The organism is Paraburkholderia sp. A1RI-2L (assembly GCF_048957375.1).
GTDB lineage: Bacteria > Pseudomonadota > Gammaproteobacteria > Burkholderiales > Burkholderiaceae > Paraburkholderia.
This window is the reverse complement of record NZ_JARBTA010000004.1, coordinates 286587-302773: the sequence shown is the minus strand read 5'-3', so window position 1 is coordinate 302773 and position 16187 is coordinate 286587. Positions and strand designations below refer to the sequence as shown.

Sequence of the window (16187 nt, the reverse complement as noted above, 5' to 3'; positions counted from 1 at the left end):
CAGCATAAGACCACGCCTCAAAAGGCACCTGCGGCAGCCCCTATCACATGCCCGAATAATTAGGCCCGCCACCACCTTCAGGCGTGACCCAAACGATATTCTGCGTCGGGTCCTTGATATCGCACGTCTTGCAATGCAAGCAATTCTGCGCATTGATCCGCAACTGCTGGCCGCCTCGCAGCCCGTCGTCGAGGAACTCGTAAACGCCGGCCGGACAATAACGCGCCTCGGGCCCCGCATACTTCGCCAGATTGATCCCCACCGGCACGCCCGCATCCTTGAGCGTCAGATGCGCGGGCTGGTTTTCCTCATGATTGGTATTGCTGATGAATACGCTGGAAAGGCGATCAAACGTCAGCTTGCCATCGGGCTTCGGATACACGATAGGTTCGCACTCGCTAGCCGGCTTGAGGTAAGCATGGTCGGGCTTGTGCCGGCGCAGCGTCCACGGCATGCGTCCACGCAGCACGAGTTGCTCGAAGCCGTTCATCAGCGTGCCCACCGCGAGACCGTACCGAAACCAGTTCTTGAAGTTGCGATCCTTGTTCAGCTCGGCATGCAGCCAGCTCTTTTCGAAGGCTTCCGGGTAGGCTTCGAGTTCGTCGTGCTGGCGCCCCGCCGCCACGGCCGCATAGGCCGCCTCGCCCGCGAGCATGCCGGTCTTGATGGCGGCATGGCTGCCCTTGATGCGGCTCACATTGAGAAAGCCCGCATCGCAACCCACCAGTGCGCCACCAGGGAACACGAATTTGGGCAGCGCATTGATGCCGCTCGCGTTGATCGCGCGCGCGCCGTACGAGAGGCGTTTCGCCGTGACCTCGCCGTTGTCGTTCTCGAAGTAGCGACGAATGCCCGGGTGAGTCTTCCAGCGCTGGAACTCTTCGAACGGGCTCAGGTAAGGGTTGGCGTAGCCGAGGCCCGTAACGAAGCCGACGGCCATCTTGTTGCCGTCCAGGTGGTACAGAAAAGCGCCACCGTAGGTTTTGCTGTCCATGGGCCAGCCGGCCGTGTGCATGACGAAGCCGGGCTGGTGGCGCGCCGGGTCGATCTCCCACACCTCCTTGATGCCAAGGCCAAAGCTTTGCGGATCGCGCCCCGTGTCGAGCTGGTAACGCGCGACGACCTGCTTGCCCAGGTGCCCGCGCGCACCTTCCGCGAAGATCGTGTATTTGGCGTGCAGTTCCATGCCGAGCTGGAAATTGCCGGTGGGCTCGCCATCCTTGCCGATGCCCATGTTGCCCGTGGCCACGCCTTTGACCGAGCCGTCTTCGTTGTAGAGCACCTCGGTCGCGGCAAAGCCGGGAAAGATTTCCACGCCCAGCGACTCCGCCTGCCCGCCCAGCCATTTAGTCAGGGCTCCCAGGCTGATGATGTAGTTGCCGTGGTTGTGCGCGAACGGCGGAAGGAGCCGGTTGGGCACGCGTCGGGACGTTTTCTCGCCGAGGAACACGTAGGCATCTTCGGTGACGGGCTGGTTCAGCGGCGCGCCGAGCGCCTTCCAGTCCGGCAGCAGTTCGGTCAGCGCCATGGGGTCCATGATCGCGCCCGAGAGAATGTGCGCGCCCGGTTCGGAGCCCTTTTCGAGCACCACCACCGAGACGTCCTGGCCCTGCTCCGCCGCCAGTTGCTTGATGCGGATGGCCGTGGCCATGCCGCCGGGGCCGCCGCCCACGATCACCACGTCGTACTCCATGGATTCGCGCGGGCCGTGTTGGGCCAAAAGGTCTTCGCTATTCATCGTGTGTTCTAGAGTAATGGGATGCGCCCCGGCCGCCCATTGACGCGGCGTGCCCAGCATAGTTCGGCGTGAGTATGGCCCAAGGCCTGCTTCACGCCACCCACCTGCGATGGGGGGAAGCAATGATTGCGGTCGGGGCTCAGATCACGCCATCGGCCTGCAGTTGCTCGATATCGGCGTTCGAGCGGCCCAGTTCGCGCAGAATGGCCGCGCTGTGCTCGCCGAGCGCCGGCACGGGATCCATGCGGACGTCGAAGCTATTGACGTTGGCAGGCGGCAGCAGCGCCTGCAACGCGCCAGCGGGCGAGCCGACGGTGGTAAAGCGCTCGCGCGCGTGCAGTTGCGGATGGGTCCACAAATCGCCCACCTGGTTGACGGCGGCATTGGCGATCTGCGCTTCATCGAGGCGCGCGATCACCTCCTGCGCCGTGAGGCTCGCGAACGTCTGCTCGATCGTCGCTTTCAGGGCCGAGCGGTTTTCCGTGCGGCGCACATTGGCGTCGAAGCGCGGGTCTGCCGCAAGCTCGGGGCGGCGCAATACGAGATCGCAGAATAGCTTCCACTCGCGCTCGTTTTGCAGGCCCAGCATCACCACGCGGTCATCGCCGGCCTTGAACGGGCCATAGGGATAGATGGTGGCGTGCGCCGCGCCGTTGCGCGCGGGCGGCTCCTGGCCATCGTAAGCGTAGTACATGGGAAAGCCCATCCATTCGCCCAGCGCTTCGAGCATGGATATTTCGACATGCGAACCTTCTCCGCTGATGCCGCGCTGCAAGAGTGCGCTCAGGATGCCCGTGCAGGCATACATGCCGGCCGCGATGTCGGCAATCGAATTGCCGGCCTTGCAGGGCTCATCGGGCGTACCGGTGATCGAGAGAAAGGCGGCTTCGCTCTGAATCAGCAAGTCGTAGGCTTTTTTATCGCGGTAGGGGCCATCGGCGCCATAGCCGGAGATATCGCACACGACGAGCTTCGGATGCTTCGCGTGCAGCGCCTCGAACGACAAGCCCATGCGCGCGGCCGCGCCTGGGGCGAGATTCTGCACGAGCACGTCGGCCCCGGCGATCAGCTCGCCCAGCACCGCCTGGGCCGCGGGCTGCTTCAGGTCCAGCGTGAGGCTTTCCTTGGAGCGGTTGGTCCACACGAAGTGCGAGGCCAGCCCGCGCGTGCGATGGTCGTAGGCGCGCGCGAAATCGCCGACGCCAGGCCGCTCCACCTTGATGACGCGCGCGCCCAGGTCGGCAAGCTGACGGGTGCAGAACGGCGCGGCAATCGCGTGCTCCAGGGTGATGACGGTCAGGCCGCTGAGCGGGCCCTTGCGGTTGGGTTCCGACATGGTTTGTCTCGACGTTATAGGCGCAGTTATTCGACACAGTTATTCGATGCGTTTATTCGATTCTTGCGCTGGCCTGCATGGCCAACTGGCCCTCGGGACCACGCGCCCACAAATGCGCGGTGTCGCCTTCGAGCTTGCCGTTGACGGTGAACGGCGCGATATCGAACAAGGGGCTCACCGCCTTGAATTCGAAGCTGCGGATAGTTTTTTCCGGATGCGCGCGGCGCAACTCCTCCATCAGCAGCGTGGCGATCAGCGGCCCATGCACCACGAGGCCCGGATAGCCCTCTTCCTCCATGACATAGGGACGGTCGTAATGGATGCGGTGGCCGTTGAAGGTGAGCGCCGAATAGCGCATCAGCAACACGGGGTCGGGCGTGATGGTGCGTCCGAACTGCTCGTCGACGGGGGCCGCCACGGGCTGCGGCGCGCTCGCGCCGGGGGCCGGGGCGTCGCGGTAGACGATGTCGTGCTCCTCGCGGATGGCCAGACCGCTCGCGCCGCTGATTTCGTGCAGCACGGTCACGAACACCAACTGGCCGCTGCGCCCGGACTTGCTCTGTATGCTCTTGACGGTGGAAACACGCCGGATCGGCTCGCCGATGGTGAGCGGCTGCAGAAACTGCAAGCGCCCGCCGGCCCACATCCGCCTCGGCAGCGTGACGGGCGGCAGGAAGCCGCCGCGCTGCGGATGCCCCTCCGCACCGATGTCGGACTGGCGCGCGGCAGGCAGAAAGTACAGCCAATGCCAGAGCGGCGGCAGTTGCGACGGCGGCGTGCCGGCATCGGCGGCGTCCAGCGTGGCCTGCATGAGGCGCACGGGCGTTTCGGTGATCCGGTCAGCGTTTGCTTCGCTGCGGCCCACCCAGGCTTCGAAGGAAGGCGGGTTTTCCTGGCTCATAGGTGTCGCGCTTTATCAAAAGGATTGCTTACGATTTGTTTCGGCCATCAATAGGAACGCGGAAGCTGCAGCACGTGCTCGGCCACATGACCCAGGATCATGTTCGTGGAGATGGGCGCGACCTGATAGAGGCGCGTTTCGCGGAACTTGCGCTCGACGTCGTATTCGCAGGCGAAGCCGAAACCGCCATGCGTTTGCAGGCAGGCGTTGGCGGCTTCCCAACTGGCCTTGGCGGCCAGATACTTGGCCATATTGGCTTCCACACCCGCGTTCTGACGCGCGTCGATCTTCTCGCAGGCGCGCCAGCGCATCAGATTGGCGGCTTCGAGCTCGATGAAGCATTCAGCCAGCGGGAACTGGATGCCCTGGTTCTGGCCGATGGCGCGGCCGAACACCTTGCGCTCGCTCGCATAGTCGCGCGCCTTTTCGAGGAACCAGTAGCCGTCGCCGATGCACTCGGCCGCGATCAGCGTGCGCTCGGCGTTCAGGCCGTCGAAGATCACTTTCAGGCCCTTGCCCTCGGTGCCCAGCAAGGCGTCTTCGGGCAGCTCCAGATTGTCGAAGAACAGCTCATTGGTCTCGTGATTGACCATGTTGAGAATGGGCCGCACCGTGAGGCCGTTGCCGATGGCCTTGTCGAGCTCGACGATAAAGCACGACAACCCGTCGCTCTTTTTCTGCACCTGGTCGATGGGCGTGGTGCGCGCGAGCAGGATCAGCAGGTCGCTGTGCTGCACGCGCGAGATCCACACCTTCTGGCCATTGATGACCCAGCGGCCATCCTTCTTCACCGCCGTGGTCTTGAGCTTGGTGGTGTCGCTGCCCGTGGTGGGCTCGGTCACGCCCATCGATTGCACGCGCAGCCCGCCCTCGGCTATGCGGGGCAGATAGCGCTGCTTCTGCGCCTCGGTGCCGCTGAAGACGATGGTGTTCATCACATACATCTGACCATGGCACGCCCCTGAATTGCCGCCCGAGCGATTGATCTCCTCCATGATGACCGAGGCCTCCGCTATCGAAAGGCCCGGGCCGCCGTAGTCCTGCGGGATCAGCGCGGCGAGCCAGCCGGCCTTGGTGAGCGCATCGACGAACGCCTCGGGGTAGCCCCGCTGCTCGTCGATCTTGCGGTGATAGTCGGCCGGGAACTGGTTGCACAGCGCGCGCACTGCGTCGCGGATCTCCTGATACTGGTCGGGTGCGCAAAAGATGGAAGCGCTCATGGCGGGTGTCTCGTGAGTGGCTTGTGTTGATCCATAGTAATATTTGATGGCACCGAGGAATAATAGAATTATTTGATTGATGCATCAGTATTTGGCATCGAGGTATCTACGATGGATCTCAAGCAACTCCGCGCCTTCGTCACGGTGGCCGAGACCGGCAACGTCACGCGCGCCTCCAGCCTGCTGAACCTCGTGCAGCCTGCCGTGTCGCGTCAGTTGCGCCTGCTCGAGGAGGACATGGGCACGGAGCTGTTCGAGCGCGGCCGTCACGGCATGCAGCTCACGCCTTCGGGCAAGACCATGCTCGAATACGCGCGCCGCATCCTCGACGAGGTGGCGCGCGCCAAGGCTGAAATCCAGCCCACCGAAGGGCCGGTCTCGGGCATCGTGAGCATCGGGCTCCTCGCCAGCACCTCGGATCTGCTGGCCACGTTGCTGGCCGGCGAGGTGGCGCGGCGCTACCCGCATATCCGCCTGCGGCTGACCATCGGCTACGCCGGGCATCTGCACGACTGGCTCGAAGCCGGCGACGTGGACGCCGCCCTGCTCTATGGCCAGAAAGAAACGCCCGCGCTGCACGTGAAGGCGTTGATCGAAGAAAGTTTGTGGGCGGTGGCCGCGCCATCCGCGAGGTTGTCGCACAAGCGAGCGATCGCGTTCTCGCGCGTGGCGCGCGAGCCCTTCGTGCTGCCCGCCGCGCCGCAAGGCCTGCGCGCCATGATCGAGCACGCCGCGACGGAAGCCGGCGTGACGCTGCGCGTGTTTGCCGAAACCAATGCGCTGAGCGTGCAGAAAGAACTGGTCGCGCAAGGCCACGGCTGGACCATCATTCCGGCTGTGGGCGTCACGCAGGAGGTCGAGCGGGGTCTGCTGAGCGCGGCTCCGCTCGCGTCGCCCGGGCTGCGGCGCACCATCGTGCTGGCCGCGCCCAGCAGCCGCCAGGCCACCGCGCCCGTGCGCTGCGTGGTCGGCGTGCTGCTGGACTGCGTCAAGAGCACGTTCGAGCAGGGCCGCTGGCCTGACGCGCGCTGGCTGGGCTAGCGCCTGAACGTCTTTCGGGTTTCATGGCCGCGCTGAAACCGATTGGCCGCCAACATCCGGAGCAACAGGGTCGGGGCGGGCACGCCCCCCGGCGGTCACGCCAAATGCTCCTTCAACACCGAGATCAGGCGCTGTGCGAGCGGCGGCAAATAAGAGCCTGCCCGGTACGTAATGCCCACCTCCCGACGCAGGTCGAGTTGATCCGGGTCCAGCCGCAAGGCGCGCAAGCCGCGCAGGGCGTTCATCGATTCGGCTCCTGCCACGCAGAGCATCTTCGTACCGAGCAGCAAATGCAGCAACGACGTACTGCCGAAATCGGTCTCGACGCGCAATTTCGGTCCTGCGAGACCGTGCCGCCGGAAAACGTCGTCGACCTGCTGCCGAATCGGCATATGGGGCGCGGGCAACAGCCATTCCTCACCGGCCAGATCGGCGAGCGTGAGATGACGCTTTCGATGAAGCGGGTGAGCCTCGTCCGCGAGCACCACGAGGCTGTCGTGAAAGAGCTCGACGAATACGCACGTCTCATCTTCGCGACTGAGTTGCGGCGCGACGATCAGGTCCAGTTCGCCCGCCCGCAGCAGTTCGCCGAGGTCGCGCGCCAGCCGCAAACGCAGCCGCAGTTTCGCGGCCGGCCGTTCTTTCATCAGCTTCTGGCAGGCGCCAGGCACGAGCGCGCCCGGCACAGTCGGCGAGTAGCCGATCCGCAGCAGACCATGCTCGCCGCCCTGCAGCGCTTCCATTTCCTTTAACGCATCGTCGTATTCGAGCGCGATACGCCGTGCGCGCACAAGAAACAGCTCACCGGCGGGCGTCGGCGTGACGCCGTTCGGCGTGCGCTCGAAGAGCGCCAGCCCTGCCTGGGACTCGACTCGCCGCAGTGCCTTTGTCAACGCTGGCTGACTCACACCGACCGCCTCAGCCGCCTTGCCGATGCTGCCGTGATCCTGCACGGCCAGCAAATACTCGAGATCGCGCGTTTCCAATGCCATTCCTCATGGTTATGGCTATATGCCAAGTGGTGTCTTGAGGTAATGCCTCACATCTTACAGACTACGGCCAGACAGTTGAACCAGGAGACCCGGATTGAGCTTTGCCTACTTTTTGCGGCGCGCCGCGCGATATTGGGGCGACCGCACGGCGGTCATTCATCACGATCGGCAACTGAGCTTTCGCCAGCTCGACGAACGCTCGACGCGCCTCGGCAACGCGTTGCTGGCTTTGGGCCTGACGAGAGGCGATCGCGTCGCCGTGCAGGCGCGCAATTGCACGGAACTGGTCGAAATCGAGTGCGCGCTCTACAAGACCGGCCTCGTGAAGGCCGCGCTGAATCCGCGCTTCACGTCGCACGAGGCAGCCGATGTCGTCGAAAACTGCGCGCCGCGGGTCTTGATCGCGGGTCCGGGATACACCACCCATACGCGGGAGTCGGCCGGATTCGCTTCGATCGAGACGTTTGTGGCGATCGGCATCGAGGTGCCCGGATACGCGAGCTACGAAGCGCTGATCGAGCGCGCCGGCACGAGCGCGCCGCAATACCATCCGCAGGCCGCAGATCTCGCCGTGCTGCACTTTTCGTCGGGCTCGACCGGGCGCATCAAGGCCGCCATGCAGACTTATGGCAATCGCCTCGCGTCGCTGCGCAAGATCGTGCTGGGCATGGATCCTCCGGCACGCCCCGGCGACCGCCTCGCGCTGATCGGTCCGGTCACGCATGCTTCGGGCATGCTGATGCAGCCATATCTTTTTTGCGGCGCGACGCTCGTGCTGTTCGATGCGTTCGAGCCAGCGCGCTTTATCGACGATATCGCGCGCCTGCACATCACGCATGCGTTCATGGTGCCCGCGATGATCAACATGGTGCTCGGCGAATCCGCGCTCGACACAGCCGACCTGAACAGCCTGAAGATGCTCAGCTACGGCGCGGCGCCCATGGCGCCTGCGCGCATCGAGGAGGCCTGGGCACGCATCGGACCGATTCTTTCGCAGGGCTACGGAGCCAGCGAATCGACTTCGGGTGTCACGCGCCTGTCCATCGCCGATCACGCGCACGCGCTTGCGCATCGTCCCGCGCGGCTTGCGTCGTGCGGGCGGCCGCTCGGCGAGACCGAGGTGTGCGTGGTGGACGATGCAGGGCGCGAGGTGAGCGGCGATACGATCGGCGAAATCGTGATTCGCGGCAACGACGTATTCCACGGCTACTGGGGCGCTCCCGAGGCCACAGCCGAGGTGCTGGTCGACGGCTGGCTGCGAACCGGCGATCTCGCGCGCGTCGATGAAGAGGGGTTCATCTATCTGGTCGATCGCAAGAAGGACATGATCATTTCCGGCGGCTTCAACGTTTATCCGAACGAGGTCGAGGCGGCGATCTATCGGCATCCGGACGTGCTGGAAGCCTGCGTGGTCGGCGTCCCCGACGACAAATGGGGCGAAGCGGTGAAGGCCGTCGTCGTCCTCAAGCCGGGACGCGAAGCTGCGGTGCAGACGCTCGTCGCGCATTGCCGCGCGCTGCTCGCCGACTACAAGCTGCCGCGCTCGGTGACCTTCGTTGCCGACCTGCCCAAGAACGCGAGCGGCAAGGTTGCACGCAAGCTCGTGCGCGAACAGTACTGGCAAGGCGCCGTGCGGCGCGTCAACTGAATCCACCGGAGAGCCTTCATGTTCGATTACCTGAATCAACCCGCGTTCGTTGAAACACGCGATGGTATCCGGCGCTTCGTGGCTGAAGAGCTGTTGCCGATGGAGCGCGAGCTCGGCCTCGGCAGCGAAGACGCGTGGCCGAAGCCAACGCTGCAGCGCGTTTGGCGGCGCTCGGCCGAACTCGGCTATTACGCGTCGTGCCTGCCGGCCGCGCTCGGCGGCAAAGGATTTTCGATCCTCGAACAATGCGCGCTCAAGGCCGACCTTGCCGCATCCGGCGCAGCGCTCGCGCCGCACGTGCTGGGCGATTTGGGCGGCCCGCCGCGAGTCGGCAACATGCTGAAGTACGCGACGCCCGAGCAGGTCGAGCGCTATTTCAAGCCGGTGATACGCGGCGAGAAGTCGACCTGCTTCGCGCTGACCGAACCGCATTCGGGCTCGGACGCGCAAAGCATCGAGACCACCGCCGTCGCGGATGGCGACGCGCTGGTGATCAACGGCACGAAGCATTACATCAGCGGCGCCCCGTTCGCCGATTTCGCAATCGTCATGTGCGTGACCGATGCAAACACGAGTCCGCCCGCGATCACGGCCGTCCTCGTCGACCTCGACTTGCCCGGCGTGACGGTCGAGCAGCGCTACGTACCCATGTCAGGACAGCATATCGATGCGGATATTCGCTTCGACAACGTGCGCGTGCCGCGCGCGAACATGTTCGGCGGCGAAGGCAACGGCTTCCGGCTCGGCATGTCCCGCATCAACGTGAACCGTCTGCTGCATTGCCCAACCATGCTCGGCCTTGCGACGTCCGCCTACGAGGCGTCGCTCGACTATGCCCGCGCGCGCCGCCAGTTCGGCGGTCCGATTGCGCGCTTCCAGGCGATCCAGCACATGCTCGCCGACATGGCGGCTGCGCTCTGGGCCTGCGAGAGCATGATCGCGCAGACCGCGATGCTTGCCGACGCCGGCGACGATCTGCGCATGAAGGGCGCCGCCTGCAAGCTGTTCGTCTCCGAGCGCTGCTTCGAGGTGGCCGACAAGGCGGTGCAGATTCACGGCAACGTCGGCGTGACGCGCCACCACCCCATCGAGCAGACCTTCCGCAAGCTGCGCATGTTCCGCGTCTTCACGGGCACCAGCGAAATCCAGCGCAACACGATTGCGCGCGTCATCCTCGAGGCCGCCCAGCCGGCCGCCTGAATCACGAACGGAAGCCATAATTATGTCTCACCCGCAAACGGGCTGGTCCTGCCTCAGTGGCGTGAAGATCGTCGACGCGAGCCAGCTGCTGCCGGGGCCACACGCGACGTCCATGCTGCAGCAACTCGGCGCCGACGTCGTGAAGGTCGAGCCCCCCGGCGCCGGCGACCCCACACGCCAGCTCAGCCCCGCACTTTTCGCACAACTCAATCGCGGCAAGCGATCGGTGGCGCTCGACCTCAAGACGCCGGCGGGCAAGGATGCCTTTATCGAGCTGATCCGCGACGCGGATGCGTTCGTCGAGGGTTTCCGGCCAGGCGTCATGGCGCGGCGCGGCCTCGACTATGCGACGCTCGCCGCTGTGAATCCGCGTCTCGTGATGTGTTCGATCTCGGGCTTTGGGCAGACCGGCCCCTATGCGCACGCGCCCGGCCACGATCTCAACTATCTGGCGCTCGGAGGATTCTGGTCCGTTGCGGTCCAGGTGCGCGACCGGGTGGCGCGTCCACGCGTGCGGGTCGCCGATTACGCCGCGTCGAGCCACGCCGCGGTTGCGCTACTCGCTGCCATTCTCAGCGCACGCGCGACGGGACGTGGCCAGTACCTCGACGTGTCGATCCACGATTGCGTGATGGCATGGACAGCGCCCGCCGCATGGGCTGCCCGCGAGTATGTCGATCATCCTCTGGACTCCCCGGGCGTAATGCCGGAGAACGACCTCTTTGAAACGCGAGATGGACGGCACCTTGCGCTCGGCATTCTGGAGAACAAGTTCTGGCTGAATCTGCGCGACGCGATTGGCGCGGATTTCCCCGCCTTGAAGGACGAGCGCTTCGCCACGCGTGCGGGGCGTCAGCAGCACAAGCAGGAGGTCAACACGCTGCTCGCGCAGATCTTTGCAACCCGTTCGCTCGCGCAATGGATGGCCGCGCTGCAGGAATTCGACTTGCCGGTCTCGCCGGTTCTCGATGCACGCGAGTTGTTCGACGATCCGCATGTGCAGGCTCGCGGCATGGTCCGCGCGATATCGGCGGACCAGACGATCGCATGCCGTTTTCCGGTGCAGTTCTCGCTCGGGTTGCCCGACGGCGACGACCACGTTCCGATGCCCGGCGAGCACGAACGTTAAGGCGTCGGCCAGAAAAAACAATGACGGAGACAGATACGGTGATAAGCGAAACCCCTTCATTCAATCCAGTGCGGGCATGGATCGTAACGTTCCTGCTTTCGTTGATGATGTTGGTGAATTTTCTCGACAAGGTGGTGCTGGGACTCGTTTCGGTACCCATGATGCGGGATCTGCATCTTTCGTCGACGGAGTTCGGCGTGATCGGCGGCAGCCTGAACTGGCTGTTCTCCATTTCAGCCGTAATTGGCGGCATCGTGGCAAACCGGACCTCCACAAAACCGCTACTGCTCCTGATGGGTGCCGCGTGGGCAATCCTGCAGTTGCCGATGCTGTTCGCCGGCTCCCTTTGGGGCGTACTCGTCTGCCGCGTGTTGCTCGGCGCGAGTGAAGGGCCGGCTTCACCCGTTTCCGTGCACTCACTATATAAGTGGTTTCCCGACAAAAAGCGCAATCTGCCGGTTGCGGTTCTTTTTCAGGGAAGCTCACTTGGCCTGCTCATTGCCGGCCTCTGTATTCCCGTCATCAGCACGCACTGGGGCTGGCGCGCGAACTTCCTCGCGCTGGCCGCGCTCGGCATCTTCTGGTGCATCGCCTGGCTCCTGTTCGGTGCCGAAGGTCGTTTGACGACCCGCGCGCGCGTCACGAGCGAGGCACGCGTTCCCTACGCAATCCTGCTTACCGACCGAACCATATTGGGCACGTTTGCGGGCCATTTTGCGGCGAACTGGATTCTCGCGATGACGCTCACCTGGACGCCAAGATGGCTGCAACTCGGCATGGGCTACGACGCCCATGCCGCCGGACGCATATTCGCGTTGTTCGTCGCGGTCACCGCACCGATGAGTCTCGGACTTGCCACGCTCTCGCAGCGCATGCTCGAGCGGGGCGTACCGTCCCGGATCGGGCGAGGAGCGTTCGTCGCGGTAGCGCTCATGCTCGCCGGCACATTGCTCGCGGCGCTGAAACTGTTCGACCCGCCGCCGGTGGTGAAGTGTGTGCTGCTGACACTCGGCGGCGGCATGACGCTCGCGATGTACTCGATCGGCCCCGCGATACTCGGCGAAGTAACGCCCGACACGCAGCGCGGCGGCATTCTTGCTCTGAGCAATGGGTTCTCGTCGCTTGCGGGTCTCGCGGCGCCCGTCGTAACCGGCATGCTCATCGATCAGGCCGGGGGAGCAACCGCGCACGGCTTCGAATCGGCAAGCCTCGCTTCCGGCATTGTGCTGCTCGCCTGCGGTGCGCTTTGCGCATGCTGGCTCGATCCGCAGCGCTCCGCTACCCGGATCGCATGCGGCGTGACAGCCACGAAGGTGAGCCACACGATCGCCGCCCCCGACTAGCCGCCTGCAAAGAATGGCCTGGAAATCGGCAGTTTTATTTTAATAAGCAATGCAAATAAAAAATCATGGAGATTTATGAAAAAAATTCTGCTGGCCGCCCTGCTCGGCAGCGTGCTTCCCGTCGCATCGCATGCCCAGTCGAGCGTGACCTTGTACGGTGCTATCGGTGGGGGCGTGCGTTGGGCCAACGGACTCAAGGGAGGCTCGACTGTCGGCTTCAACAACAACGTCATCGCCGTCAATGCGTTTGGCATCACTGGAAAGGAAGATCTCGGCGGCGGTGTCCAGGCGATCTTCAAGCTGGAGAACGCTTTTAACAGTGGCACTGGTGCCCTCAAGAAGGACGGCGCGGTGTTTTCTCAGGCTGCATTCGTGGGTTTGACAGGTCGCTTCGGGCGCCTGACATTCGGTCGCCAACTCAACGCCAGCGAGAACTTCTCGATACTGGTCGACCCGAACCTCGGCCGGGGCCAGACGCTTGCGATCGAGCCCGGGGTAGTATGGGCTGCCAATTACTTCACGCTCGACTCGAGATTCAACAACACGATCAAATACCTCGTGCAGGCTGGGGGCTTCCGATTCGGCGCGAGCTATTCGCCAGGGGGTGTCGCGGGAGAAAATCGGGCCGGCACCAACTTTTCCGGCGCCGCCATGTATCAGTGGGGCGTGGCGTTCGGCGGCCTCTCCTATCAGAAGACCTGGAACGCCACAGGGACCCAATGGGCGCAGACGTTCGGGAGCGGTGGTTCGCTGCAGGCTGGTCCGGTGCGTCTCTATCTGAGCTACTCCGACCTCGAGGTCAGCGCGGCGAATGCCGCTGCACCGAATCGGCGCGACCACATTCCCGGCGGCGGTATTGTCTGGACGCCGACCGCCTCGGCGTTCCAGCTCACCGCCGCGGTCTATCAGGACATCGCCAGCCATCTCCACAATGCGCAATCGGCGAGTGGCCACAAGTTCACGACTTATGCGATTGCCGAATATTTCCTTTCGAAAAGTACCGAGGTCTATGCGGAAGCCGATTACAACGGCCTCTCGGGCGCGTATCGCTTCGATCCGACCAATCTCGCCGCGATGGGCCTGGCGTCCGGCACGCGCTCGACGACTGGTGTATCGCTCGGCCTCATGACCCGCTTCTAGGCAACCGAACGCCCATTCCCGCTTTAATGGCTCGATACGACATGAACACTTCTTTTCGACTCCTGAGAACCCTCACTATGGCGATGTTCGCCGTGCTTGCAGCCAATGTGTTCGCGCAGACGCCCAATCCTGGCGTGAACGATGCACCGCCCGCCAGCACGGCGCAACCCTCGCCCTCGACGAAGACGGCCGACAGAAAGCTTGCGCGTCAGGTCGCCCGCGCACTGGCTCATACGCGCGGGCTCATTTCGGGCCGCATTCTCGTGAAGGCGCACGATGGTCTCGTCACGCTGTCCGGCTCGGTGGTGGACGCGACACAAATTCCCCTCGCTGTCGAGGCTGCGAAGCAGGTCGCTGGCGTCAAAGACGTCGACAATCAGATCCGCGTGTCAGGGGCCCCGCTGTAGCCAGCAGACCAACGCGCATGCCAGGAACGCTGATTCAACGCCATTCCCAACGCACGGAAGCGACCCAAGTGCCCGGCGTCGGCGGCGAAGCCACACACCGCGCCCCTCAGACGATCGATCGCGCCGCCAGGTGGCCTTCGCGAATCGCCAGTTGCCTGTCGCTGGACGCGCGCATCGGCAACCAGATGGAGCTGATCGACACGCCCGCGCAACGCCTCCCAGATTTCGTTTCGCGACTGCGGCCAGCGCGACTGGCCGAAAGCTGCTGGCGAGTCGGAGGTCTGTAGATGCAATGATCGCCGGCCGCTCAGACGCGTTCCTCGCGGCCGACGCGCTGCTGGAAACGGCCGCGCCGCCTGCGAGTGCGAAGCGCGGCGTTCAGTTCAGGCAATCAAAGCAGGAGCGGCGAATGGCAGCATTCAAAGCGGCGTCACCGTCCAGCCTTCCGGCGTCGCTTCCAGCCGGTCGGTCAACTCGAGGCGCTCCAGCAGAACCTCGTCGTGTGACACGGCCATCAGCGCGCCGCGATAATCGCACAGCATCGCCTCCAGCGCGTGGAGCGAAGACAAATCTAGATGGTTGCCCGGTTCGTCCAGCAGCAGAAGCTGCGCGGGGGGATCGGCGTGAATCGCGCAGGCGAGCGCCGCCTTGAGCCGCTCGCCGCCGCTCAACACCCCGCAGGGCACGGCGAGTTTGCTCGCACTCAGCCCTAGTTGCGCGAGCCGGGTGCGCAACGCATCTTCACTCGCCGTGCGGTTGGCCTCGCGCATCTGCTCGATGACCGTGCGTTGCTGCGCCAGGTTCGCGAGCCGCTGGTCGAGCCACGCACTCGCTACGCGCACCGAGCAGCGCCCCGCAAGCGGTGCGAGTTGCCCCGCCAGCACCCTGAGCAACGTCGATTTACCACTGCCGTTCGCCCCCGTCACGCCCACGCGCTGTTGCCCATGCAATGCCAGGCGGATTGCTCGCGTCACGGAGGGCGCGTGCGGCAGCACGACGTCGTCGAGTTCCACGATCCAGCGCCGCGCCATCCCGGTTACCGGCGTTGAGCGCATGACGATGCGCGCGTCGTCCGCGACCGCCATTGCCGCTTCGCGCACGTTCATGTCGAGTTGCTCGCGCGCAGCAGCATGTTGCGCGCGCAACTTTCCAGCCGTGCTCTCGCTGCGCGCCTTCTGGCGGTCGAGCAGAATCTTCGCCTGATTGGCCTCGCGCCCATGACGCCGCCCCTGCGCTTCGCGCCGCTCGGCGCGCTCGCGCTGTTCGCGCAGGGCAAGCGCAGCGCGGCGGCGTTCGAGCTTGCGACTTTCGAGCAGCGCGAGCGCGCCCGCCTCCTCCTGCGCACGCCGCTCGGCGTAAAGCGCGTAGCCTCCGCCGTAGCTGCGCAAGCCCGTGGCGGACAACTCGACGATGCGCGCCATGGTGTCGAGCAGCCGCCGGTCGTGGCTCACGACCACGAGCCCCTTCGGCCAGCGCTGCAACTGGCGTATCAATGCTTCGCGGTTCGGCCGGTCGAGGTGGTTGCCCGGCTCGTCGAGAATCAGCCAGTCGGCCTGTGAAAGCGCAGCACCCGCAAGCGATACGCGCATCGCCTCGCCGCCGCTCAGCGCATGCGCCGGCGCCTGCGGATCCAGATGTCCGAGACCGCAGCGTTCGAACTCGGCCTGCAAGCGCTGGCGCAATTCCCAGCGCTCGCCAAGCAAGCCGAAATCTTCAGGCGTTCCATCACCGGCCTCGATGCGCGTTAGCGCGTCGAGCGCATTCTGCACGCCCGCGAGGGTGGCGACATTCGCGCGAGCATCGCCGATCTGGACGTGCTGCGCCAGATAGAAGACCTCGCCCGTGCGCGCGCAGCGCCCAGTCGTTGGCGCGAGCCGGCCCGCCATCATGCGCGCGAGCACGCTCTTGCCGGCGCCATTGCGGCCGACGCCCCCCGTGTGGCCGGTATGGCGTGCATCGAACGATGCGTTGAGACCGGAAAAAAGGGGCCTGCCGTCGGGCAGAACAAAGGAAACGCCTTCCAGCGTCAAAGAGGAATTCGTCATGGGCCGATGCGTGCCGTGGATGCCAGACATTCCCCTCGCTCGAGATC

At 64.6% G+C, this 16187-nt stretch carries 13 protein-coding genes; 7 read left to right on the top strand and 6 right to left on the bottom strand.

The features are described from left to right. Nucleotides 1-43: 43 nt before the first annotated feature. The 4 genes from PWP93_RS29845 to PWP93_RS29830 all read right to left on the bottom strand — a co-directional run bounded on the left by PWP93_RS29845 (nucleotide 44) and on the right by PWP93_RS29830 (nucleotide 5195). Nucleotides 44-1738 carry an electron transfer flavoprotein-ubiquinone oxidoreductase gene (locus PWP93_RS29845; RefSeq protein WP_421047242.1) on the bottom strand — a complete coding sequence of 565 codons (1695 nt, stop codon included), beginning with the start codon at nucleotides 1736-1738 and terminating at the stop codon, nucleotides 44-46. A 139-nt stretch (nucleotides 1739-1877) separates the two neighbouring features. Further along, entirely contained in the window at nucleotides 1878-3074 is a 1197-nt protein-coding gene (locus tag PWP93_RS29840) for a CaiB/BaiF CoA transferase family protein (protein ID WP_421047241.1), read from the bottom strand. Between the two features lie 52 nt (nucleotides 3075-3126). Then, complete coding sequence (locus PWP93_RS29835; RefSeq protein WP_421047240.1) at nucleotides 3127-3975, bottom strand: FAS1-like dehydratase domain-containing protein; 849 nt, start codon at nucleotides 3973-3975, stop codon at nucleotides 3127-3129. Between the two features lie 47 nt (nucleotides 3976-4022). Continuing rightward, nucleotides 4023-5195 carry an acyl-CoA dehydrogenase family protein gene (locus PWP93_RS29830; RefSeq protein WP_421047239.1) on the bottom strand — a complete coding sequence of 391 codons (1173 nt, stop codon included), beginning with the start codon at nucleotides 5193-5195 and terminating at the stop codon, nucleotides 4023-4025. A 111-nt stretch (nucleotides 5196-5306) separates the two neighbouring features. On the opposite strand from PWP93_RS29830, the gene PWP93_RS29825 reads away from it, so the two are divergent. Beyond that, nucleotides 5307-6236, top strand: a complete 930-nt coding sequence (locus tag PWP93_RS29825) for a LysR family transcriptional regulator (RefSeq protein WP_421028496.1) — start codon at nucleotides 5307-5309, stop codon at nucleotides 6234-6236. A 95-nt stretch (nucleotides 6237-6331) separates the two neighbouring features. On the opposite strand, the gene PWP93_RS29820 is transcribed toward PWP93_RS29825, so the two are convergent. Further along, the gene (locus PWP93_RS29820) at nucleotides 6332-7222 is read right to left on the bottom strand and encodes a LysR family transcriptional regulator (protein WP_421028780.1); all 891 of its coding nucleotides are present in this window, start codon (nucleotides 7220-7222) and stop codon (nucleotides 6332-6334) included. A gap of 100 nt (nucleotides 7223-7322) precedes the next feature. Here PWP93_RS29820 and PWP93_RS29815 point away from each other — a divergent pair, with 100 nt between their 5' ends. The 6 genes from PWP93_RS29815 (at nucleotide 7323) to PWP93_RS29790 (ending at nucleotide 14095) form a co-directional block, all read left to right on the top strand. After that, the gene (locus PWP93_RS29815; RefSeq protein ID WP_421047238.1) at nucleotides 7323-8876 is read left to right on the top strand and encodes an AMP-binding protein; all 1554 of its coding nucleotides are present in this window, start codon (nucleotides 7323-7325) and stop codon (nucleotides 8874-8876) included. Between the two features lie 18 nt (nucleotides 8877-8894). Then, nucleotides 8895-10076, top strand: coding sequence for an acyl-CoA dehydrogenase family protein (locus PWP93_RS29810; protein ID WP_421047237.1), 1182 nt, complete (start codon nucleotides 8895-8897; stop codon nucleotides 10074-10076). Between the two features lie 22 nt (nucleotides 10077-10098). Then, nucleotides 10099-11205, top strand: coding sequence for a CaiB/BaiF CoA transferase family protein (locus tag PWP93_RS29805; protein ID WP_421047236.1), 1107 nt, complete (start codon nucleotides 10099-10101; stop codon nucleotides 11203-11205). A gap of 38 nt (nucleotides 11206-11243) precedes the next feature. Further along, entirely contained in the window at nucleotides 11244-12548 is a 1305-nt protein-coding gene (locus tag PWP93_RS29800; RefSeq protein ID WP_421047235.1) for an MFS transporter, read from the top strand. A 75-nt stretch (nucleotides 12549-12623) separates the two neighbouring features. Continuing rightward, nucleotides 12624-13688, top strand: a complete 1065-nt coding sequence (locus tag PWP93_RS29795) for a porin (protein ID WP_421047234.1) — start codon at nucleotides 12624-12626, stop codon at nucleotides 13686-13688. A 41-nt stretch (nucleotides 13689-13729) separates the two neighbouring features. After that, on the top strand, nucleotides 13730-14095 hold the full coding sequence (locus tag PWP93_RS29790; protein ID WP_421047233.1) for a BON domain-containing protein: 366 nt from the start codon (nucleotides 13730-13732) through the stop codon (nucleotides 14093-14095). 419 nt (nucleotides 14096-14514) lie between these two features. On the opposite strand, the gene PWP93_RS29785 is transcribed toward PWP93_RS29790, so the two are convergent. Further along, nucleotides 14515-16140 carry an ATP-binding cassette domain-containing protein gene (locus tag PWP93_RS29785; RefSeq protein WP_421047232.1) on the bottom strand — a complete coding sequence of 542 codons (1626 nt, stop codon included), beginning with the start codon at nucleotides 16138-16140 and terminating at the stop codon, nucleotides 14515-14517. Between the last annotated feature and the right edge of the window lie 47 nt (nucleotides 16141-16187).

Excerpts from the sequence above, each read along its gene's own strand:
- PWP93_RS29840 (WP_421047241.1), bottom strand. The coding sequence starts at position 3,074 with ATGTCGGAACCCAACCGCAAGGGCCCGCTCAGCGGCCTGACCGTCATC.
- PWP93_RS29830 (WP_421047239.1), bottom strand. The coding sequence starts at position 5,195 with ATGAGCGCTTCCATCTTTTGCGCACCCGACCAGTATCAGGAGATCCGC.
- PWP93_RS29835 (WP_421047240.1), bottom strand. The coding sequence starts at position 3,975 with ATGAGCCAGGAAAACCCGCCTTCCTTCGAAGCCTGGGTGGGCCGCAGC.
- PWP93_RS29805 (WP_421047236.1), top strand. The coding sequence starts at position 10,099 with ATGTCTCACCCGCAAACGGGCTGGTCCTGCCTCAGTGGCGTGAAGATC.
- PWP93_RS29795 (WP_421047234.1), top strand. The coding sequence starts at position 12,624 with ATGAAAAAAATTCTGCTGGCCGCCCTGCTCGGCAGCGTGCTTCCCGTC.
- PWP93_RS29825 (WP_421028496.1), top strand. The coding sequence starts at position 5,307 with ATGGATCTCAAGCAACTCCGCGCCTTCGTCACGGTGGCCGAGACCGGC.
- PWP93_RS29845 (WP_421047242.1), bottom strand. The coding sequence starts at position 1,738 with ATGAATAGCGAAGACCTTTTGGCCCAACACGGCCCGCGCGAATCCATG.
- PWP93_RS29790 (WP_421047233.1), top strand. The coding sequence starts at position 13,730 with ATGAACACTTCTTTTCGACTCCTGAGAACCCTCACTATGGCGATGTTC.
- PWP93_RS29810 (WP_421047237.1), top strand. The coding sequence starts at position 8,895 with ATGTTCGATTACCTGAATCAACCCGCGTTCGTTGAAACACGCGATGGT.
- PWP93_RS29785 (WP_421047232.1), bottom strand. The coding sequence starts at position 16,140 with ATGACGAATTCCTCTTTGACGCTGGAAGGCGTTTCCTTTGTTCTGCCC.